Annotated in this window: 21 protein-coding genes; 10 read left to right on the forward strand and 11 right to left on the reverse strand. The window is 63.4% G+C overall.

Annotation, left to right across the window (positions count from 1 at the left end):
* The first annotated feature begins 113 nt into the window (after positions 1–113).
* The 5 genes from NKH05_RS21820 to NKH05_RS21840 all read left to right on the forward strand — a co-directional run bounded on the left by NKH05_RS21820 (position 114) and on the right by NKH05_RS21840 (position 5,794).
* Positions 114–1,754, forward strand: coding sequence for a N,N-dimethylformamidase beta subunit family domain-containing protein (locus tag NKH05_RS21820; protein ID WP_023717417.1), 1,641 nt, complete (start codon positions 114–116; stop codon positions 1,752–1,754).
* A gap of 1 nt (position 1,755) precedes the next feature.
* The gene (locus tag NKH05_RS21825; RefSeq protein ID WP_352641135.1) at positions 1,756–3,123 is read left to right on the forward strand and encodes an aminotransferase family protein; all 1,368 of its coding nucleotides are present in this window, start codon (positions 1,756–1,758) and stop codon (positions 3,121–3,123) included.
* Between the two features lie 10 nt (positions 3,124–3,133).
* Positions 3,134–4,063 (forward strand): 3,5-dioxohexanoate:acetyl-CoA acetone transferase, encoded by a 930-nt coding sequence (gene kce / locus NKH05_RS21830; protein WP_023717415.1) that lies wholly within the window; start codon positions 3,134–3,136, stop codon positions 4,061–4,063.
* A 193-nt stretch (positions 4,064–4,256) separates the two neighbouring features.
* Positions 4,257–4,766 (forward strand): GNAT family N-acetyltransferase, encoded by a 510-nt coding sequence (locus tag NKH05_RS21835; protein WP_352481158.1) that lies wholly within the window; start codon positions 4,257–4,259, stop codon positions 4,764–4,766.
* Positions 4,763–5,794, forward strand: coding sequence for a histone deacetylase family protein (locus NKH05_RS21840; RefSeq protein WP_023717413.1), 1,032 nt, complete (start codon positions 4,763–4,765; stop codon positions 5,792–5,794). Before NKH05_RS21835 ends, NKH05_RS21840 begins: the two co-directional genes overlap by 4 nt.
* Before the next feature lie 18 nt (positions 5,795–5,812).
* Here NKH05_RS21840 and NKH05_RS21845 read toward each other — a convergent pair whose 3' ends face one another.
* On the reverse strand, positions 5,813–7,078 hold the full coding sequence (locus NKH05_RS21845; RefSeq protein ID WP_352481159.1) for a cysteine desulfurase-like protein: 1,266 nt from the start codon (positions 7,076–7,078) through the stop codon (positions 5,813–5,815).
* Between the two features lie 48 nt (positions 7,079–7,126).
* Entirely contained in the window at positions 7,127–8,194 is a 1,068-nt protein-coding gene (locus NKH05_RS21850; protein ID WP_353026043.1) for an aldo/keto reductase, read from the reverse strand.
* A gap of 384 nt (positions 8,195–8,578) precedes the next feature.
* Here NKH05_RS21850 and NKH05_RS21855 point away from each other — a divergent pair, with 384 nt between their 5' ends.
* Positions 8,579–8,743, forward strand: a complete 165-nt coding sequence (locus NKH05_RS21855) for a hypothetical protein (RefSeq protein ID WP_023674744.1) — start codon at positions 8,579–8,581, stop codon at positions 8,741–8,743.
* 52 nt (positions 8,744–8,795) lie between these two features.
* On the opposite strand, the gene NKH05_RS21860 is transcribed toward NKH05_RS21855, so the two are convergent.
* Entirely contained in the window at positions 8,796–9,302 is a 507-nt protein-coding gene (locus NKH05_RS21860) for a DUF1993 domain-containing protein (protein WP_023717410.1), read from the reverse strand.
* Positions 9,303–9,424: 122 nt separating this feature from the next.
* On the opposite strand from NKH05_RS21860, the gene NKH05_RS21865 reads away from it, so the two are divergent.
* Positions 9,425–10,456, forward strand: a complete 1,032-nt coding sequence (locus NKH05_RS21865; RefSeq protein WP_352481160.1) for a DUF1176 domain-containing protein — start codon at positions 9,425–9,427, stop codon at positions 10,454–10,456.
* Here NKH05_RS21865 and NKH05_RS21870 read toward each other — a convergent pair.
* Genes NKH05_RS21870 through NKH05_RS21900 form a run of 7 tightly spaced genes read right to left on the reverse strand, consistent with a single transcriptional unit; the run spans position 10,453 to position 16,789 of the window.
* Positions 10,453–11,370, reverse strand: a complete 918-nt coding sequence (locus NKH05_RS21870; protein ID WP_352855843.1) for an alpha/beta hydrolase — start codon at positions 11,368–11,370, stop codon at positions 10,453–10,455. The two genes, NKH05_RS21865 and NKH05_RS21870, sit on opposite strands and share 4 nt — an antisense overlap.
* Before the next feature lie 32 nt (positions 11,371–11,402).
* Positions 11,403–13,013: an NTP transferase domain-containing protein gene (locus tag NKH05_RS21875; protein ID WP_352481161.1), complete on the reverse strand. Its 1,611-nt coding sequence runs from the start codon at positions 13,011–13,013 to the stop codon at positions 11,403–11,405.
* The gene (locus NKH05_RS21880; protein WP_352481162.1) at positions 13,010–13,714 is read right to left on the reverse strand and encodes an XdhC family protein; all 705 of its coding nucleotides are present in this window, start codon (positions 13,712–13,714) and stop codon (positions 13,010–13,012) included. The genes NKH05_RS21875 and NKH05_RS21880 overlap by 4 nt, the downstream gene beginning before the upstream one ends.
* A gap of 6 nt (positions 13,715–13,720) precedes the next feature.
* On the reverse strand, positions 13,721–14,059 hold the full coding sequence (locus NKH05_RS21885; RefSeq protein WP_352481163.1) for an XdhC family protein: 339 nt from the start codon (positions 14,057–14,059) through the stop codon (positions 13,721–13,723).
* A 25-nt stretch (positions 14,060–14,084) separates the two neighbouring features.
* Complete coding sequence (locus tag NKH05_RS21890) at positions 14,085–15,329, reverse strand: vWA domain-containing protein (protein WP_352481164.1); 1,245 nt, start codon at positions 15,327–15,329, stop codon at positions 14,085–14,087.
* Between the two features lie 4 nt (positions 15,330–15,333).
* Positions 15,334–16,263 carry an AAA family ATPase gene (locus NKH05_RS21895; RefSeq protein WP_352495809.1) on the reverse strand — a complete coding sequence of 310 codons (930 nt, stop codon included), beginning with the start codon at positions 16,261–16,263 and terminating at the stop codon, positions 15,334–15,336.
* 31 nt (positions 16,264–16,294) lie between these two features.
* A complete protein-coding gene (locus NKH05_RS21900; RefSeq protein ID WP_023717402.1) occupies positions 16,295–16,789 on the reverse strand; it encodes a flavin reductase in 495 nt (164 codons plus the stop codon).
* 180 nt (positions 16,790–16,969) lie between these two features.
* Between NKH05_RS21900 and NKH05_RS21905 the strand changes: the two genes are divergently transcribed.
* A complete protein-coding gene (locus NKH05_RS21905; protein WP_353026046.1) occupies positions 16,970–18,043 on the forward strand; it encodes a branched-chain amino acid ABC transporter substrate-binding protein in 1,074 nt (357 codons plus the stop codon).
* Positions 18,043–19,062, forward strand: a complete 1,020-nt coding sequence (locus NKH05_RS21910) for a P1 family peptidase (protein ID WP_353026048.1) — start codon at positions 18,043–18,045, stop codon at positions 19,060–19,062. The genes NKH05_RS21905 and NKH05_RS21910 overlap by 1 nt, the downstream gene beginning before the upstream one ends.
* A 46-nt stretch (positions 19,063–19,108) precedes the next feature.
* On the opposite strand, the gene NKH05_RS21915 is transcribed toward NKH05_RS21910, so the two are convergent.
* Positions 19,109–19,363 carry a DUF2171 domain-containing protein gene (locus NKH05_RS21915; RefSeq protein WP_353026050.1) on the reverse strand — a complete coding sequence of 85 codons (255 nt, stop codon included), beginning with the start codon at positions 19,361–19,363 and terminating at the stop codon, positions 19,109–19,111.
* Between the two features lie 248 nt (positions 19,364–19,611).
* Here NKH05_RS21915 and NKH05_RS21920 point away from each other — a divergent pair, with 248 nt between their 5' ends.
* Positions 19,612–20,337, forward strand: a complete 726-nt coding sequence (locus tag NKH05_RS21920; RefSeq protein WP_353026052.1) for a DUF2259 domain-containing protein — start codon at positions 19,612–19,614, stop codon at positions 20,335–20,337.
* Positions 20,338–20,341 lie beyond the last annotated feature (4 nt).

Raw genomic sequence — 20,341 nt, forward strand, 5'->3', positions numbered from 1 at the left:
TGTTTGTCCGGCAAGGCCAAGGGAGCAGCCCGGCGATGACTGGCCCGATCGTTTCCAATTGACGCTTGGCCGGCGGATGGCCGAAATGGCGGCCTTCGACCTTAGCGGTGTCCATGAACCATCTGCCGACCGAGTTTCCCGATTTCGGACTGACGCCGGAGCAGCGACGCCAGGCGGTGCGCAGCCATTACTGGGAATGGCCGGGTATGGATGGCGGGCGCGGCGAAATCTGGTGCTACAGCGACCGTTTTTCCTACCACCCCGGCGAGATGGTGGCGCTGCATGTCAGCTCGACGGCCGCCAGTTTCGGCATCGCGATCGTCCGCGACGGCGGTACGGAAACGACGATATTCGAAAGGACCGGGATCGCGGCGCGCTGGCAGGATACGCCTGATCAGTGTTCGGTCGAGGGCTGCGGCTGGGAAGCATCGTTCGAATTTTGCATCGGCGACGACTGGCCGTCCGGCGCCTATCGCGTCACGCTTGAAGCCGACGCTCGCGACGGCAAGCCGATCCGCTACCACCATCTTTTCATCGTCGCGCCGCAGCCCGGCAAGAAGCTTGGTCGCGTGCTGCAGGTCGCGGCCACCGGCACCTGGCTCGCCTACAACACATGGGGCGGTTCCAACCATTACGAAGGCATCACCGGGCCAGGCCGCGACCAGTATGCACGAATAGTGTCGACGCAGCGGCCTTGGTGCCGCGGCTTCGTCGTGCTGCCCAGGGACGCGCCGCGCGTGCCGCTCGAAGTCGCCGTGCCGCCGAAAACCGTGCCGCGCTATCCGCATATGGAATGGGCGTTTGCCACCGGCCATTCGAAGAAATACGCCTCGTCCGGCTGGGCAAGCTATGACAGCCATTTCTTCCGCTTCGCCGAGCGTGCCGGCTACGCCGTCGATCTTGCCAGCCAGCACGATCTGCATTTTTCGCCCGACATTCTCGACGGCTACGACTGCGTCGTCTTCGTCGGCCACGACGAATACTGGACCTGGGAGATGCGCGATGCGGTCGACACCTATGTCGAGCGCGGCGGCCAAGCGGCGCGCTTCGCCGGCAATTTCATGTGGCAGACCAGGCTGGAGGACGAAGGCCGCCGGCAGGTCTGCTACAAATACCGCGCTCGCGCAGAGGACCCGGCCTATCGCGGCGGCGATATAAGGCGCGCCACCAATTCCTGGGAAGCGCCGGAAATCGGCCGGCCGGGTGCGGCGACCTTCGGCCTCAACGCGACAAGAGGCGTCTATGCGGGCTGGGGCGGCTGCGCGCCGCGCGGCGTACGCGGCTTTCCGGTCTACCGGCCTGAGCATTGGGCGTTTGCCGGCACCGGCATCTACTATGGCGACCTGCTCGGCGCCGACAGCCATGTCTATGGCTACGAGGTCGACGGGCTCGATTTCGAGATCCGCGGCGGCCTGCCCTACCCCACGCCCGACAGCGGCGCACCGGACGGCCTGCAGGTGCTCGCGGTCGGCATGGCTGCCCAGGTCGAGGAAAGCGCCGACATTCCGTTCGAGGACCAGTTCCTCGGCGACGAGGACGGTCGCTTCACCGCCGAAACGCTGTTCGGCGAGGCAAGCGACGCCAATCTCGACAAGGTCAAACGCGGCAACGGCATGATCGTCAATTTCCCGCGCGGCAAGGGCGAGGTGTTTCACGCAGGAAGCTGCGAATGGGTCGCCGGCCTGCTAAGGCAGGACGCGATGGTCGAGCGCGTCACCAGAAATGTCCTCGACCGCTATCTTGGAAAGCCATGACATGCTGAAGCCCCCTGTCCCGGAAGCCCGCGAAGCCTCGCATCTGTTTTATCTGTCCAGCCTGCGTCGGCCGCTGATCGACCGCGCCGAAGGCATCTACATGTGGACGCAGGATGGCCGCCGCTTCATCGACGGATCGAGCGGGCCGATGGTCGCCAATATCGGCCACTCCAACCGCAACGTGCTCGACGCGATGAAACGGCAGATGGACCGCGCCACCTTCGCCTACCGCCTGCATTTCGAGAACGAACCGGCCGAGGAGCTCGCGCGGCAACTGGCGGCCAAACTCCCCGAGGGCCTGGACCGCATCTTTTTCGTCTCCGGCGGCTCGGAGGCAACGGAATCCTGCGTCAAGCTGGCGCGGCAATGGGCGGTCGCCACCGGCCAGCCCAGCCGCTGGAAGGTGATCACGCGTTTTCCGTCCTATCATGGCGGCACGCTGGGTGCGCTCGCCGTCACCGGCGACGATACGCTGGCCGAAACATTTGCGCCGATGATGCAAGTGATGCCGACCGTGCCGGCGCCCATCGCCTGGCGCGACCGCGACAATCTTTCGATGGAACAGCGCGGCATCCGCTATGCCGACATGCTGGAGGAGAAGATTCTCGCCGAGGGGCCGGACAGCGTGCTCGCCTTCATCATGGAGCCGGTCGGCGGCGCTGCCACGGCAGCACTGGTGGCGCCGGACAGCTACTATCCGCGCATCCGCGAGATCTGCGATCGCTACGGCATCCTGCTCATCCATGACGAGGTGATGAGCGGCGCCGGTCGCACCGGAAAATTCCTCGGCGGCGACCACTGGAACTGCAAGCCCGACATCGTTGCGCTGTCGAAGGGGCTGGGCTCGGGCTACGCGCCGCTCGGCGCGCTGGCGGCACCGATGCGGCTGGTGCAGCCATTGCTCGCATCGGGCGGCTTTCAGCATGGCCATACCTATGCCGGCAACCCGCTCGCCTGCGCCGCCGGGCTCGCCGTGCTCGGCGAGATGGACCGTCTCGGCCTGATCGCCAATGCGGCCGATATGGGCAAGCTTTTGATGGACGAGCTGAAGGGATTGGCGAAGCGGTTTCCGTTCATCGCCGACGTCCGCGGCAAGGGCCTGCTCACAGGTGCCGAAATGGTCGCCGACCCAGATACGCTGAGGCCGATCGAGCCGGCAAAGAAGGCCACCCAGCGGCTGCTCGACCTCGCCTATGAGCGCGGACTGATCATCTACGGACGCAAGGTCAAGGGCGGCGTCGACGGCGACAATTTCATGGTCGCGCCGCCGATGATCGTCACCGCCGCGCAGATCGGCGAGATCGTAGCCATCATCGGCGACTCGCTCGAAGTGCTGGCCGGTGAACTCGACCTGCCGGTCGAAGGCTGAGGGGCGAACCATGGCGCCGCGAAAAATCATTATCACCTGCGCCGTCACCGGGTCGGTGCACACACCATCGATGTCGCCGCATCTGCCGGTGACGCCGGACCAGATCGCCGCCGACGCGATCGCCGCCGCCGAAGCCGGTGCCTCGATCCTGCATCTTCACGCCCGCGACCCCAAGGATGGAAGGCCGACCGCCGACCCCGAGGTGTTCATGCAGTTCCTGCCGCGCATCAAGCAGGCGACCGACGCAGTGATCAACATCACCACCGGTGGCTCCTCGCTGATGACGCTCGACCAGCGGTTGGCCGCCCCGCTCAGGGCGGAGCCGGAAATGTGCTCGCTCAACATGGGCTCGATGAATTTCGCGCTGTTCCCCATGCTCGAGCGGCCGCGGGAGTGGCAGCACGAATGGGAGCCGAAGCTGCTCGAGGCGACCCGCGACACGATCTTCAAGAACACCTTTGCCGACATGGAGACGGTGCTTGAGAAGCTTGGGCGTGGTTGCGGCACGCGCTTTGAATTCGAGTGCTACGATGTCGGCCACCTCTACTCGCTGGCGCATTTCCGCGACCGCGGGCTGGTGTCGGGACCGCTGTTCATCCAGTTCGTGTTCGGCATCCTCGGTGGCATCGGCGCCGATCCCGAAAACCTGATCCACATGAAGCGCATCGCCGACAAACTGTTCGGCGACAGCTACCAGTTTTCGGTGCTGGCCGCCGGACGCCATCAGATGCCGATGATCTCGATTGCGGCGGCGATGGGCGGCAATGTCCGCGTCGGGCTGGAGGACAGCCTCTACGACGGGCGCCAACTGGCCAAGTCCAATGCCGACCAGGTCCGCCGTATCCGCAGCGTGCTCGACGGGCTGTCGCTGGACGTCGCGACGCCGGCCGAGGCGCGGCAGATGCTGGCGCTCAAGGGCGGCGACCGTGTGGCGTTCTGATGGTTGCGCTCCGGCACACCCCCCTCTGGCCTGCCGGCCATCTCCCCCTCAAGGGGAGAGATCGGCAGCTTCGATCTCGCTGCCCATCCTGCAACGTTGGTGAATCGCGAAACCCGGCGCGACATCCAATCTCCCCCCTTGAGGGGGAGATGTCCGGCAGGACAGAGGGGGGTGCCTGGGCGCCCTGCCTGCCGTGAGTACGCCATCCACAAACGTGCTTATCCGCCCCGGCCGGGTGGAGGACGTCGAAACCATCCACGCCGCACTCCTACGGCTCGGCGCGCATGTCGGCGCACATCAGGAGATCACCTCGACAGCTGCGGATCTCCGCACCTATGGCTTTGGCGAAAAGCCTGCCTTCTCGACCTTGATCGCCGAAGTCGGCGGCGAATTTGCCGGGCTTTGCCTGTATTTTCCGATCTTCTCGACATGGATGGGACGACCCGGCGTCTATGTGCAGGACCTCTACGTCGAGGACCGGTTTCGCGGCCGCAGGATCGGCGAGCGCCTGCTGCGCCGGGTGGCGGCGCAGTGCCGGAAGGCAGGCGGCGTCTATCTCAGGCTGTCCGTCGATACCGACAACGAGACCGCCAAGGCTTTTTACGAACGGTTGGGCATTGCCTGGTCGAGCTACGAGCAGGTGCAGAAGATCGTCGGCGACGCCTTTTTCGCCTTCGCCGATGCACCGGAGGAGCCAACATGAAAGCCTTCTATGCCGAAGAACAGAAGCGCCACGACCCGAAGGCGTTCCTCTCAAGCGGCGCGCCGCAGCCCAATCCGGAAAAGCCGGAACGGGTCGAGCGATTGCTAGCCGGCGCAAAGGCTGCCGGCTGCACGATCGAACGGCCGCGGGATCACGGGCTCGGCCCGATTGCGGCGGTGCATACGCCCGAATATCTCGATTTCCTCCAGCATATCTTCGCGCGCTGGCAGCGCATCGAGGGTGCCTCTGCCGAGGTCATTCCCAACATCCATCCGATCGCGCGGCACGGCTCCTATCCTGCCTCGGCAGTCGGCCAGGCCGGCTACCACATGGCCGACACCGCCTGCCCGATCTCCGGCGAGACGTGGCAGAGCGCACTGTGGAGCGCCTGGAGCGCGGTTGAAGCAGCCGAGGCGGTGATGTCGGGCGTGCCTTCAGCCTATGCGCTCTGCCGTCCGCCCGGCCATCACGCCTTTGCCGAGGTCGCCGGCGGCTTCTGCTTCATCAACAATTCGGCGGTCGCCGCACGGGTTCTGCGCAAGCAAGCGGCGCGGGTGGCGATCCTCGACGTCGACCTGCATCACGGCAATGGCACGCAGGGCATCTTCTATGCCCGGCCGGACGTGCTCACCGTGTCGCTGCATGCCGACCCGGTGCGCTTCTATCCGTTTTTCTGGGGCCATGCCGACGAGCGCGGCGAAGGCGCCGGCCTCGGCTACAATCTCAACCTGCCGCTGCCGCGCAAATCCGGCGACGCCGCATTCCTCGAAGCACTGGACGTGGCTTTCCAGCGTATCCGCGCCTTTGCGCCAGAAGCGCTGGTGGTGGCGCTCGGCCTCGACGCCTTCGAGGGCGATCCGTTCGGTGGGCTGTCGGTGAGCACGCCCGGTTTCTCGCGCATTGGCGAGGCCATCGCCGGTCTCGGCCTATCGACAGTCATCGTCCAGGAAGGCGGCTATCTCTGCGACGAGCTCGGCGACAATCTCACCGCCTTCCTCACCGGTTTTGGCGGCGCCCACAAGCGATGATCGGCCCGCGAGGCGCGCTCAGGATCGTTCCTGCCTCAGCATGGCGACAACGCGGTGCACACTCTCCAGCGTCTCGTCGATCTCGGCTGAAGTGTTGTAATGAGCGATGCCTATGCGCACGACGCCCTGGTCGGCCGGAATGCCGAGCTGGTGCACAATCTCCCAGGCGTAGTTGTGGCCGGACCATAGGAAGATGTTTTCCGCATTCATCTGCCGCACGATCGCCTCCGGCACGATGCCTTGGACGGTGAAGGACACCGTCGGCACGCGCTCATTGATCCGCTTCGGATCGGTGATGCCGTGGATGGTCAGGCCGGCAATATCCGACAGACCGTCGATCAGCCGTTGCGCCAGCGGGTTCTCGTAAGCGATCGACAATTCGAAGGCCTTGGTTATTTTCTGGCGGCGCGATGCTTGATCGCCGGCCGCCGCGCCCAGCTCGGCAAGATAATCGACCGCCGCCGACAGGCCGGCCATCAATTCAATTTGCGGCGTGCCGAGCTCGAAGCGCTCCGGCAAGGCATTGGACGAGCAACGGCATTTGTACGGCTTCAGCGCATCGACGACGTCCAGCCTGCCCCACAAAATTCCCATATGTGGGCCGAAGAACTTGTAGGCCGAGCAGATCAGGAAATCACAGCCGAGATTTTGGACGTCGATCAGGCCATGCGGGGCGAACTGCACGGCATCGACGTAGACCAACGCACCGGCCTGCCTGGCAGTGCGGGTCAACGCCTTCACCCGGTTGATCGACCCGGTGAGATTGCTGGCGTAGTTGAGCGCGACGAGCCGCGTCCTCTCGGAAAGCAGCGCGGCGAGCGCCGCCTCCTCGATCTGCCAGCTCTGCTGGTCGAAAGGCAGCCAGCGCACGACAAGGCCAAGGTCTTCAGCCAGTTGCAGCCAGGGTGAGATGTTGCCCTCATGGTCCATGCGGGTGAGGATGATCTCGTCGCCGGGTTTCATCGTACGGCCAAGCGTTCGCGACATGTGGTAGGTCAACGTCGTCATGTTGGCGCCGATGATGATTTCCCGCGGACTTGCCGCGCCAAGGAAATCCGCCATCGCCAGATGGGCCTCGTCGACGATGTCTTGTGCCGCGATGGTGGTCTCGAAGAAGCCGCCGAGATTGGCATTGGTGGTCAGCAGGCAGCGTGACACCGCGTCCGCCACCGCCTGCGGCACCTGCGTGCCGGCAGGATTGTCGAGATAGATGCGCCTGCGGCCATTGTCGCTCAGCGACAAAGCCGGAAATTTTGCGCGCACCGCGTCGATCCGAAAGTCCATGGCTGTTCCCCTCCCCTTATGACTATCGGACGATCACGGCTCGACGCATCAAGGGCACGGATTGCCGACGCGCTGGTGGATCGCGTCGACGGCTTTCTGCATGTCCTCGGTCCAGACCACGTTGGCGGAAGACAACGCCATTTCAAGTTGCGAAATGGTAGTGGCGCCTATGATGTTCGAAGTGACCAAGGGCCGGTTCGAGACATAGGCATTGGCAAACAACGCCGGCTCCATGCCGAAGGTGCGCGCCAACCGGTTGTATTCGAGCTGCACTTCGGCGGCATTCGGCGTCTCGTAGCGCTGGCCGCGGTTGAACAATTGCGAGCGCGAACCCTGCGGCCGCGCGCCATGATCGTATTTGCCGGTCAAATAGCCTTGCGCCAGCGGCGAATAGGCAAGCAGCGACACCTGCTCGCGCTCGCAGACTTCGGCAAGGTTCACCTCGAAGGTGCGGTTGACGAAATTATAGGCGTTCTGCAACGAGACGACGCGCGGGCCGAGGCCCTTGTCGGCTTCGGCAATGAAACGCATGACGTCCCAGGAATTCTCGTTCGACAGGCCGAAGTGGCGGATCTTGCCGGCCTTCACCAGCTCGTCGAACACACCAAGCGTCTCGGCGATCGGCGTCTCGCCCTCCGGCACGCCGGCGGCATCGGAGCGTCGCGGCACGGCGCCGATGCGGTTCGGATTGGCGCCCCACGGTACGTCGCGTTCCGGCCAATGGATCTGGTAGAGATCGATGTAATCGGTGTTGAGCCTGGCGAGTGACTTATCAATAGCGTCGAAGATGTCGGCGCGCACCAGCTTCGACGGGCGGTCGCCGCGAAACCAGGTGTTGGCGGTGCGGCCAACCACTTTCGAGGCGATGATCACCTGGCCGCGATTGCGCTTCTCCTTCATCCAGTTGCCGATGATTGTCTCGGTGCGGCCCTGCGTCTCGGCCTTGGGCGGGATCGGATAGAGTTCGGCGGTGTCGATGAAATTGACGCCGCGCGCAAACGCCAAATCCATCTGAGCGTGACCGTCCGCCTCGGTGTTCTGCTGGCCCCAGGTCATCGAGCCGAGGCAGATCTGCGACACGAAAAGATCGGTCTGGCCGAGGCGGCGTTTGTGCATGGAGGTTCTCCGGCGGGAATTTTGCGCGGCTGCGCGAGGAGGAAGCATAGCATACAGGAAAGCGCCGGCCGCTTCCAAGCCCGCCGCCGGCAGGCCAGGCGACTTTCCCAGGATGCCGGCGAACGGGGTTTATCCCCACGGCCAATAAAAAGCCGGACTGCATGTGCATGCAGTCCGGAAGTTCGCCAGGAATGGCGAGGAAAAACCGGCCAAATGCCGGCACTGACGCATACGGTCGAAGTGCCGCAGAAGTTTCGCCGGACCAGCCGAATTATGTCAAAAAAGATCGGGGCAGCATGGCTGCCATGCGAATGCTGCACTGCACAATCGTCATGATCCGCCTATATTGAAGGCCGTGGAGGTTTCAATAGAGGGGCTTGAATCATGGGATTCTTCACTGAAATGTTCGCCCGTCCGCGTCCGCGGGAACAGCTGCGCTATCGCGCGGCACTGGCGCTACTCCATTCGATGAGCAATGCCGATCGCGCCGATATCGGCGTCAAGCCGGCCGATTTCCCACGCATCGCCCGGGAAATGTCCTTGCGCTAAACAGTGCACCGCGAGATATCCCGGCGCGGCCGGGATATCTCCTGAGCGAATCTCAACGCAATCCGAGGAAGATCGACTTGCCCAATGGCACGCCGTTGTGGCGCAGGATGTCATAGGCAGTGGTCAGGTGGAAATAGAAATTGGGCATGGCGGCATGCAACAGATACTGCATTCCTGGCATCGAAACCTCGCGTCCCGCAAGCCTCAGTTCGACCATCCTGTCATCTGAACCATCGAATTCGGCCGCCGAAAATGTCGCGAGATGAGCCAATGTCTTGCTAAGGCGGGCCTGCAGATCGGCGAAGCTCGCCTCATTGTCCTCGTATTTTGGCACCTCACGCCCGGCCAGCCGCGACGGCGCGCCCTTGGCGTGATCGGTGGCAATCTGTACCTGCCTGGTCAGGGCGAACATGTCCGGCGCCAGCCTCGCCGTGAGATACACCTGCGGATCGATCTTCCGGTCAGCCGCATTTTGCTCGGCAATGCTCAGGACGTTGGCCAGTGCCTTCAGCCTCGCCGAAAATACCGGCACGGATGCTTCATACATTGATATGGTCACAAGAAATCTCCACGCGGCCCGACTGCCGACGGCGAGAGGTAGCGCTTTCGCACGCGATTGTTAAGCGTCACCACGTCGCCGCAATCGATATGATAGGATTTTTCATCGAGTGGAGGTTCCCGATGAGACGCGCCCTTTTCGCAACGGCCGCTTTTATCTCTCTTGCCGGCCAATCGGCGCTCGCCGCAGACGCGCCTTATATCGACGACAGGTCGAATGCCGAAGCGGTCATCCGGTCGCTTTATAGTGCCATCAGCCGGCACGAACTCGCGCGCGCCTGGGACTATTTCGGCGACACCAAGCCGGCCAAGGATTTCAACTCCTTCGTCAAAGGCTATGACGGCACCGACACGGTCGACGTAAAAACCGGTGGTGTGTCCGAAGACGGTGCTGCCGGCAGTATTTATTACAGCGTTCCGGTCGCCATTCGGGCGACGGCCAAGGACGGCAGCCAAAATGTCTTTGCCGGCTGCTATACGCTGCGCCAGATCAACGCCTCGATCCAGGAACCGCCATTTCGCCCGATCTTCATCGACAAGGGTGCGCTGAAACCGTCAAGGGCCGATTTCGAAGATGCCGTGCCGGCAAGCTGCGGCGAAGGACCGCCGCCGCCGAAGAAGGACGCGGCGCTTGAGCAGGCCAAAAAGGCGTTTGGCGCCACCTATGGCGACCAATGTGACAAGGAGTTTCTAAGCACCGAGCCGGACATTTTCTCGATCCAGTATAAAGACAAGGATGCGGCTGCCAGTGATCCCGAAAGGGAAACGCGGCTTTTCCACTTCTCCTGCTCGGCCGCGGCCTATAACGAAAGCTCTATTTATTACATGAGCGACGACGTGCTCGGCGTCAGGCAATTGCAGTTCGCCGAACCCGAAATGGACATTCGCTACGAAAACAACGACAGCGAAGGCAAACTGCTGGGCATGACCATAGTTGGCTTCCAGACCTCCGGCTGGGCAACCAATTCCGATTACGACGAAGAGACCAAGACGATCGCTACGTTCAACAAATGGCGTGGCATCGGCGATGCCTCTTCATCGGGGACATATCTGTTTCGCAACGGCGATTTTTCCCTGGTCCAGTACGACGTCGACGCGTCTTACGACGGCGAGGAAAATCCGCAGACGGTCGTCGACTACAACACCGCGCCCTAGGGGGCCTTCGATAACATCCAGTTGAGTGTACCCCGCCAGTCGGTCATGCGGATTGGCGTGCCATGCGTGCCAGTTTCAAAACGGACGAAGCGGGTCGGATAGGTTCTCGATTTGGCTAGGATCGATCGGAAGAAGCCTTCCTGTTTCTCGATTGGAAACACCGGGTCTTTGCTACCCTGGCCGAAGAAGACCGGCACACGACGCTTGAATGCGGGGCTTGAGAAGAAACTCTCATCCCACAGCGAGCCGAGCAGCAGCAGCCCGTCGATGCGCCCGCCGGTGTCCTTGCGATCGGCCAGCTTCCAGCATAACGAACCGCCCATCGAGCCACAGGCGACGAAGATTTTTGCGCCCGGCGACTGCTCGGCATAGTGGCCGATCAACGCAGCGATCTGGGCGGCACCGGTGTCGCCGAAGTCGGAAAAATCCGGCGACAGATAGAGGCCGCCATTGCCGGCCATCAGGTTCTTGATGCGGTTGAAATTGCCGCCAAAGGTGATGTCGTCGGTGCCCTGCTTACGGCTGCCGCCCTGCCCGTGCAGGTAAAGCACGATGATGCTGGCGCCCCCGACTTTGCCGACGGCAATGTGGCGGACATCTCCAGCGTCGGTCTTCAGCAACAGATCCTGCTGCACCTTGCGCACGCCGGTATCGGTGTATTGCGCGTGCACACGACGCTCAGGCACTTCGTCACGGGCGTTGATGTCGCGCAACTCACGATAGTCGATGACCGTATAGGCGCCGTTGTTTTCGGATGAGAGCGTCGCCGGATAGGCGAACAGATCATCCTTGAAGGGTTTGAGTTCGAGAGCGTTGGCGTAGGCGGCACAAGAGAGCGACAAAAGAATCGCGATCAGCAGGGCCGGGAGGCCAGAGGGGGGCAAGCGGAACCGGAAGCAAGAACGAAAGGCCATCCCGCAGCCATGCGTTTTTCGGCTTCGGTTTGTCAATCCTGCAGCACGCCGCCGGCGCTTTCCAGCGCCTCGCGCGTGTCGACATCGACGGCCGCCCCTTCGCCGATCTCGACATCGATGACGTCGAGCCCTTCGGCCTCGACCAGATGACGGGCACCGGTATCGCCTTCGAGGTGAGCGATGGCGGCGAACAGCGAGCGCGGCAGCAGCACCGGGTTGCCGCGCCGGCCATTATGAGAGGCGCGCACCACCGATCGCCCTTCGGACTTGCGGAACGCCTCGATCAGCCTGTCGAGGTCGGCCGAGGCGACGCCCGGCATATCGCCGAGGACGATCAGGGCGCCGGCGGCGTCGCCAGAAACCTTGGCGATGCCTGCCTTCAGCGACGAAGACAGACCCTCGGCGAAATCCGGATTGTCGGCGAAGGTCACATCCATGCCCGACAGTGCGCTGCACACGCGCTCGCGCTCGTGGCCGGTGACGACGATGGTGGCCGCGGCTTTCGAACCGACCGCGCGTTCGGCGGTGCGGCGGACCAGGGGCTTGCCGTCGAACAGCGCCAAAAGCTTGTTCGGCCCGCTCATGCGGCTGGAGCGGCCGGCCGCCAGAAGCACCGTCTCGACCCTTGGTTCTGCTTTGGCCGGCAGCGGCTCGCGCGGCTGCGGCCGCGTCGGAATTTCCATCAGCAGCCCGCCAACGCCCATGCCGGCAATATCCCTGGCGGTCACGTCGAGACCAGCAATCAGCCGGTCGAGCACCCAGTCGAAGCCGTTCTCCTTGGGGCTACGGGCGCAACCGGGCGCACCGATGATGCGCTTGCCGCCTAGATTGCCGAGCACCAGCAGATTGCCAGGATCGACCGGCATGCCGGCGCGAATGACGGTGCCGCTTGCCCTTTCGATGGCGGCGGGCACGACGTCGCCGAAATCGGCCATCGCCGAGGCGCCGAAGATCACCACCATATCGTTGTCGCGGATCAGCGAGGCGGCAGCCTCGGCGACGGGGCTGACCTCATGCGGGGTTCGACGCTCCGTCGTCAGCCGGCTGCCCGAACGCGCCAGGCGCGCTTCGGTGACGCGCAGCGTCTTGTCGAGCACGCTCGGCTTGATGCCGGGCAGCACCGTCTGGATGACGCCGACGCGCACCGGCTGATAGGCGTTGACCGCAAAAATCTCGCCCTCGGCGCAGATCCTTGCCACCGCATCGACCAAAGCGAAGGCGACCGCAAACGGAATGATTTTCACCGTCGCAACCATCTGACCTTTTTCGACCGGCGCATGCTGCGCCAGCGTGGCGATGGTAATCGTCGGATCGACGGCATTGATGGCGTCGATCATCGCCGCGTCGACGGTGAATATGCCGGCAGCCTGCGCGTGGAGGTTGACCCTGCCGGTCGCAGCGCGCTTCGCCTCGATGTTGCGATGGATCATATATGCGGCGAGCTTTTCGGCCGCGGCATCCTCGCTGAGATCATCGGGCGCCAACACCGCCGCGACGACCTCGGAAATCCCGGAGGCCTTCAACAGGGACACATCCTCGGCGCTTAGCCTGTGCGCCTTGCGGAAGCGGCGCTCTCCGGCTGTGGTGGCGTGCGCCAGCACTGCCCCTTCGGCCGCATCGATCGGAACGGGACCAAATTTCACGCGACCGCGCCTTTGGATTCGAGGCCGCGAGAGCGAAAGGCGTGGATCGCTTGCGCCAACACCGCGACGGCGATCTCGGCCGGGCTGGCAGCCCCAATGTCGAGGCCGATCGGTGCATGAATGCGGGCGATCTGGTCGGCGGTCGCGCCCAAGGCCAGCAAGCGTTCGACGCGTTTCGCATGGGTCTTGCGACTGCCAAGCGCCCCGACATAGAAGCAGTTGGCGTCGAGCGCCGCCTTCAGCGCGAAATCGTCGATCTTCGGATCATGAGTGAGGGCAGCCAGCGCGGTATAGCCGTCGAGCGGCTGACGCTTCAGGACATCCTCCGGCCATTCGGCATGCAGCGCGATGTCGGGAAAGCGGTCGGACGTCGCAAACGCCGTGCGCGGATCGATGATCTCGACGGGATAGCCGGCGATCCTGGCCATCGGTGCAAGCGCCTGGCTGATGTGGACGGCGCCGATCACCACCAGGCGTGGCTGCGGCAGATGTGCGTTGAGGAAGAAGGCCCGTCCCTCAGCTTCGACCGACCCGGAATTGCCGGTGCGGAATGCCTTGGCGATGGCTGCCCCGAGTTCGCCGGCAACCTGGTCGCCCTCGCGCACGATACGGTCCCGGCCGTCACCAAGATCGGTTACCAAAATCGCCGCGCGGCGGGCACGACGTTCGGCGTTGAGTGTCTTCAGCGCGTAAGGATCCATCGACAATCAGCCCAATCTTTCGACATAGACCTTGATGCGGCCGCCACAGGACAGGCCGACCTGCCACGCAGTCTCATCGGCGACCCCGAACTCCAGCATCTTCGCCTTGCCGCTATCGATGACGTCGATTGCTTCGGTCACCACTGCGCCTTCGACGCAGCCGCCCGAAACGGAGCCATGGAAATTGCCTTCGGTGTCGATGACCAGATGGCTACCGACCGGCCGCGGTGCCGAACCCCAGGTTTCGACCACGGTGGCAATGGCGACGTCCTTGCCGTCCTTTATCCAGCCCTCCGCGATGATCAGCGGGTCGCGGGCTTCATCGAGATAGACACTGTGTTCCATGATTTTCTCCCTGGGAGACATGTGGTTATGCGACGCGCTTCGCGCCAGCCTGGATCCACCGGCGCGGGTCGACCGAACGCACCGAATTCTTGTCCAGCGACGCACAGAGATCGGCGAGCGCGTCGAGATTGTGCACCGAACGGAATTCGTCGACATGCGGCAGCATCGCCCTGACGCCGCGGGCGCGCGCCTCGAAGCCGTCGAAGCGCAGCAGCGGGTTCAGCCAGATCAGCCGCCGGCAGGATTTATGCAGCCGTTCCATTTCCTCCGACAGGCCGGCGACCTCGTCGCGCTCCAGCCCATCGGTGATCAGCAGTACCACCGCGCCTTGCCCCAGCACGCGGCGCGACCAAAAACGGTTGAATTCTGCCAGCGTATCGCCGATGCGCGTGCCGCCCGACCAGTCCTTTACCGCGGCAGAACAGTCGGCGAGTGCGGCATCGGGATCGCGATGCCGCATCTGACGGGTCAGATTGGTAAGCCTGGTGCCGAAGACGAAGGCGTGCACGCGCCGGCGCTTTTCCGTCAGCGCATGCAGGAAATGCAGGAAGATCCGCGTGTACTGGCTCATAGAACCGGAAATGTCGGCAAGCACCACCAGCGGCGGATGGACTTCGCGGGGCGAGCGGAATTTAGGCAGGATCAACTCGCCGCCGGTGCGCGCAGCCGAGCGCATCATGGCGCGCGGATCAATACGGCGGCCATGCGCATCGGCTTTGAAACGCCGCGTCCGAACCATGTCGAAGGGCAGCCGCAACTGGGCGATCGCTATCTTGGCGTCGGCCATCTCGGCGGCGTTCATCTGGGCAAAATCCTTGCCTCTCAGCACCTCGTTGCCGGAGAAGGTGAAGCGCGCGTCGACCTCGATCTCGGGAACTTCCTGCGCCGGCTGGTTCTTCTGGTGACCCTCGAACATCGCCTGGCTGACGCGGTTCTCGGCCGCGCGGGGTTTTTGCTTCCCTTTGTTGTCGGGAGCGATCGGCGAAAAGATCGCCAGCATCTTTTCGATCAGCTCGTGCGACTTCCAGAACAGCCGGAAGGTCTCGTCGAAGGTGGCGTGATCTTCGTGCCTCGAGACCAGCACGGCGTGCAGCGTCCAGTAGAAATCGTCACGCGAGCCGATGCCGGCAGCGAGCACTGCCTCGATGGCGTCTTTGACCGAGGCCGGTCCGACACGCATACCGGCCTTGCGCAAGGTGCGGGAGAAATAGACGACGTTGTCGGCGATCCGCCCGTCCGCCGTTGCCTCTTTGGGTTCCGCACGCGGCATCGCCCTACTCCGCCGCCGACAGCTCGGCCTTGACCTCGTTGAGGATGCGCCGGCCTTCGCCCTCACCGATGCGGGCAATATCGTCCTGGTATTTCAGCAGCACGCCAATCGTGTCGGAAACCGTCTCAGGGTCCAACGCCACCTTGTCGAGTTCGGTCAGCGCGCCGGCCCAGTCAATGGTCTCGGCGACGCCGGGCACCTTGAACAGCTCGATCTGACGCAGCTTCTGGATGAATGAAACGACCTCGGCCGAAAGCCGGCTGTTGGCCTGCGGCACCTTTCGGCGGACGATCTCAAGCTCGCGCTCGGCATTGGGATAATCGACCCAGTGATAAAGGCAGCGCCGCTTCAGCGCGTCGTGGATTTCGCGCGTGCGGTTGGTGGTGATGATGACGATCGGCGGCTCCTCCGCCTTGATGGTGCCGAGTTCGGGCACCGTCACCTGGAAATCGGAAAGGATTTCGAGCAGGAATGCCTCGAAGGCCTCGTCGGTGCGGTCGAGTTCGTCGATCAGGAACACCGGTGCGGCGCCCGCCTTGCCAGTCAGCGCATCGAGCACCGGGCGGCGGATCAGATACTTTTCGGAAAAGACGTTGCGTTCCATGTCGGAGCGGTCGACCTTGCCGGCCGCCTCCTCCATGCGGATTTCGATCATCTGCGCGGCGTAGTTCCACTCGTAGACGGCAGACGAGACATCGAGCCCTTCATAGCATTGCAGGCGGATCAGCCTACGGCCAAGGGCCTCGGCCAGCACCTTGGCGATCTCGGTCTTGCCGACGCCCGCCTCACCCTCAAGGAACAGCGGACGCTTCATGCGCAGCGACAAAAACAGCACAGTCGCCAGCGACCGGTCCGCCACATAATCCGCACCGGTCAACAGATCGAGCGTCTCGTCGATGGTCCGCGGCACGGGGCGCGATTTCAGCTCGGTCATTTGATCTCCATGGACGCGGCCATCAAAGCCTCTACAGAGCGTGGTAGCTGCGGTCGTGATAGATCAGCGGCCGCAAATTATCGCCGGTGCGCAGGCCTGTCACCTTGCCAAAAAGCACACGATGAGTGGCCAAATCCTTGGTGTCGATCAGCTCGCAGTCGAAGACGGCAAGCGCGCCCTTCAACGTCGGCGCACCGGTCGAGATGACGTCCCATTCGGCCAATGCGAAACGCTCCTCGACCGGCAGGCCGGTGATGCCGGAAAAGCCGATCGACAGCGGCTCCTGATCCGAAGCCAGCGTGTTCAGGGCAAATTTGCCGTTTTTCACAAACGGCTCGTTCTTGGGATTTTCACGATTGAGGCAGACCAGGATGGTCGGCGGCGTGTCCGACACCGAGCAGGCCGCGATCACCGTCGCGCCACGCTTGCCCGCCGGGCCATCAGTGGTGACCACATGCACATGGCCGGCAAAATGGGCCATAGCGTCGCGGTAGGCCTGCGGCCCGATTTCATTCTTCTTCAGCACCGATGATTTTCCGTTAGTCAGAACCAGCCGTTATATATGACCGCATATTGCATGCCACAAGCGAAGTGCTTGAGCTATATCCCGAATTCGCGTGTTGCGCCAAAGCTGGCCAGCCTTTAGGTCTTGACGGCATTGGCGCCGGCAAAACGCGCGACCGGCGCGGAGGAATTCTTCGCTCGCATGCGACCTTGGACAACCACGATAGCGGTGCTGGCCTGGTTCTCGCTCGCCGGTAGTGCGAGTGCCGAGACGCTGCTGATCGGTGTCGCGGCGCCTTTGTCGGGGCCGTCGGCGATCCTCGGCAAGCAGATCGAGGCAGGCGCGACAATGGCGGCTGAAGCGAGTGATACCGAGATCAGGACGATCGATGACGCCTGCACGGCCGCTGGCGGCGTTGCCGCCGCGCGGGAATTCGCCGCGGCCAAGGTCAAGGTCGTCATCGGTTTTCTGTGCACCGACGCAATCGAGGCGGCTCTGCCGATCCTCAAGGATGCCGACATCCCGGTGATCACCGTCGGCGTGCGCACGGAAAGCCTGACCGACCGGCGCGCCAAGACGGGATGGCCGATCTATCGTCTCGGGCCGCGCGGCGACGACGAGCGCAATGCCGTCGCCGCCACCCTCACCCGCCTATGGCAGAACGAGCTGTTCGCTATCGTCGACGATGGCACGATCTATGGCCGCGAAATGGCCGAGACGTTTCGGTCTGCCGCCGAGCAGGCGGCATTGAAGCCAGTGTTCGTCGACACGTTCCGGCCGCAGCTCGACAACCAGATCGGCCTGATCGGCCGACTGAAGAAAGCCGGCGCAACGCATGTCTTTGCCGGTGGTGACGGCGATGATGTCGCCATTATGGGCCGCGACGCCGGCCAGCTCGATACCGGCATGGTGTTTGCCGGCGGTGAAGCGCTGCGCGCGCCGCTCGGCGACGTGCCTTACGCCGTCGGCACGCTAATGATCGCGCCGCCCGAATGGGTTGACGTCGCCGACCCCAAGGTGCTGCAAAGCTTTGTCGCACAAAACATCGTGCCGGATGGTTATACGCTTCCCGCCTATGCCGCGGTCGAGATCGCCCGCGAGGCCTTTGCGGCTTCCGAAACCTCCGGCAAAAGCCTGGCTGACCTGCTTACTGGACATGACTTCACTACGGCGATCGGGCCGATCCGCTTTGACGAGAAAGGCGACCTGACGCAAAATCCTTATCGCGCCTACCGTTTCGACGGCGGCCGTTTCGTGCGGGCGGAGAGCCAATAATGTTCCATACCGGTCCGCGCAATCTCATCACCGACGTTGCCGGCTTGCGGGTTGGCAATGCGGCGAATGCCAAGCTGAAATCCGGTGTGACCACCGTCATCTGCGACGAACCGGCCGTGGCCGGCGTGCAAATCCTGGGCGGTGCGCCGGGCACCCGCGAAACCGACCTGCTCGAGCCGCACAATTCAATCCATGCCATCCACGCCGTGGTGCTTTCGGGCGGTTCGGCCTTTGGCCTCGACGCCGCGTCGGGGGTACAGGCGGCATTGCGCGAAAGAGGCATGGGCGTCGAGGTCGGCGGCTTTCGCGTGCCGATCGTGCCGGCGGCGATCCTGTTCGACCTGCGCAATGGCGGCGACAAGGATTGGGGCCGGTATCCGCCTTACCGCGACCTCGGCTACGAAGCCGCGCAAGCCGCCGCGATAGACTTTGCGCTCGGCACCGCCGGCGCGGGTGCCGGCGCGCTGAGCTCCGGTCTGAAGGGCGGGCTCGGCTCGGCCTCGACAATGCTGGACAGCGGCGTCACCATCGGCGCGCTCGCCGCCGTCAACCCGACCGGCTCGGTGACGGTCGCCGGGACCCGCCATTTCTGGGCGGCACCGTTCGAGATCGGCGACGAGTTCGGCGGCTTAGGCTATCCCCACCCGATGCCTGACGGTGCCAGAAAGATCCTGCTGAAGTTCCGTGACAAGCATGCCGCAGAGCAGGCGGAAACCGGCGCCAACACGACCATCGCCGTGATCGCCACTGATGCGGTCCTCACCAAGGCCGCCGCCAAACGCCTGGCGATATCAGCGCATGACGGCTTTGTCCGTGCCATTTGGCCGACGCACACGCCCGCCGACGGCGATCTGGTCTTCGCGCTGGCAACGGGCAAGAGCGGCATCGAGCTCGGGCCCAACGATGCAATCGATCTCTACGCAGCTGCCGGCGCGACGATGGCGCGCGCCATCAGCCGCGGCGTCTTTGCCGCGGCGCCGGCCGAGGGCGATCTCTTCCCGGTCTGGTCGTCGCGCTGAACGCGCCGACGCTCATTCGGTGAGCAGTAGTCAGACTGGACTATGATCAGGTGGGGTCGGATTTTTCTTCCTCGAACGTGACCGCAACATCCGAGTTTGCCGACAGGCGCACCTTCTGGCCCTCGACCTCGGCGACGAGGCTGAGAGGAATGAAGTGGTGATGGCCCCTGTGAGCGCCCTCGTCGCTGTCGCGCTTGGTCAGCTTGATGCGATCCCCGTCGATCTTGTCGACGGTGCCGACATGGACGCCGTCGGCGCCGATCACTTCCATACGTTCGCGGATCTTGGCTGCATCGGTCATGGGGGTCTCCCTTAGGGCGCCGCGCGTCCTTTGGACGCGCAAAGGATGCTCTAAACATTTTGAATCAATGCATCGTGCCCTTCCGAAAATCGATTCTGATTTTCGGAAGGCACGATGCGGTGAAGCTGCCGACAATAACAAACGACAGCCGGATTGGATGCATCGACTTCGTGTTTCAGTTAGCACGATCTTTTGACAGCATCGTGATAGGGAATTTAACGACGTCGACTGCCTGAACGGAAAGCCCCATGCGAAATCTTGCCCTGTTTGCCGTCTGCCTGTTCGCCCAGCTTGCAACTTTGGTCGCCGCCTACGCAGGCGATGTCGCCGAGCTTGAGATCCTCGGCTTCAGCCGTGACCGCGGCATCTTCGCCTTCGAAGAATATGGCGTCCAGGACGGATCGGGATTCCCGTATGCCAACCGCTATTACATCGACACGGCCGACGACAGTTTTCTCAAGGGATCGCCGATCCGAGTCCGGCTCGAAGACGAGAATGCCATGGTGGACGCAGCGCGGCTGCAGGCTCGGCAAAAGGGCGAAGCGATCGTCAGTCAGGCGGAACTCACGGCAAATCGCGGCATCACCGCCGGCTTCAACCCGGTGACCGAGCTTTCTGCCGATCCCTTCCGCATGGTGGTCAATCCGCGCCCGATCTTTTCGCCGGTCGACGATCCGCTCGAGTTCCGGCTCGACCAGATCGGCATGAATGACACCGAACGCTGCCAGAGCCAGGGCGAGATCAACGGCTTTCGCCTGCTGCGCATCGAGGCGAAGGACGGCGGCCAGACGAGGATTATTCACGAGGACAAATCAATCCCGCAAAGCCGCGGCTGTCCGAATGGGCACCAGATCGGCGCGGTCCAGACATTTTCACTGGATAGCCTCAGCGCCTATGCCGTGCTGATCGCGGTGCGCCAATACGGCTTCGAAGGGCCGGACTATCGCTGGATCGCGGTAACCGGTCGCCTGTGACGTT

The sequence above is a fragment of the Mesorhizobium sp. M1399 genome (assembly GCF_040317735.1).
In the GTDB taxonomy this organism is placed as follows: Bacteria; Pseudomonadota; Alphaproteobacteria; order Rhizobiales; family Rhizobiaceae; genus Mesorhizobium.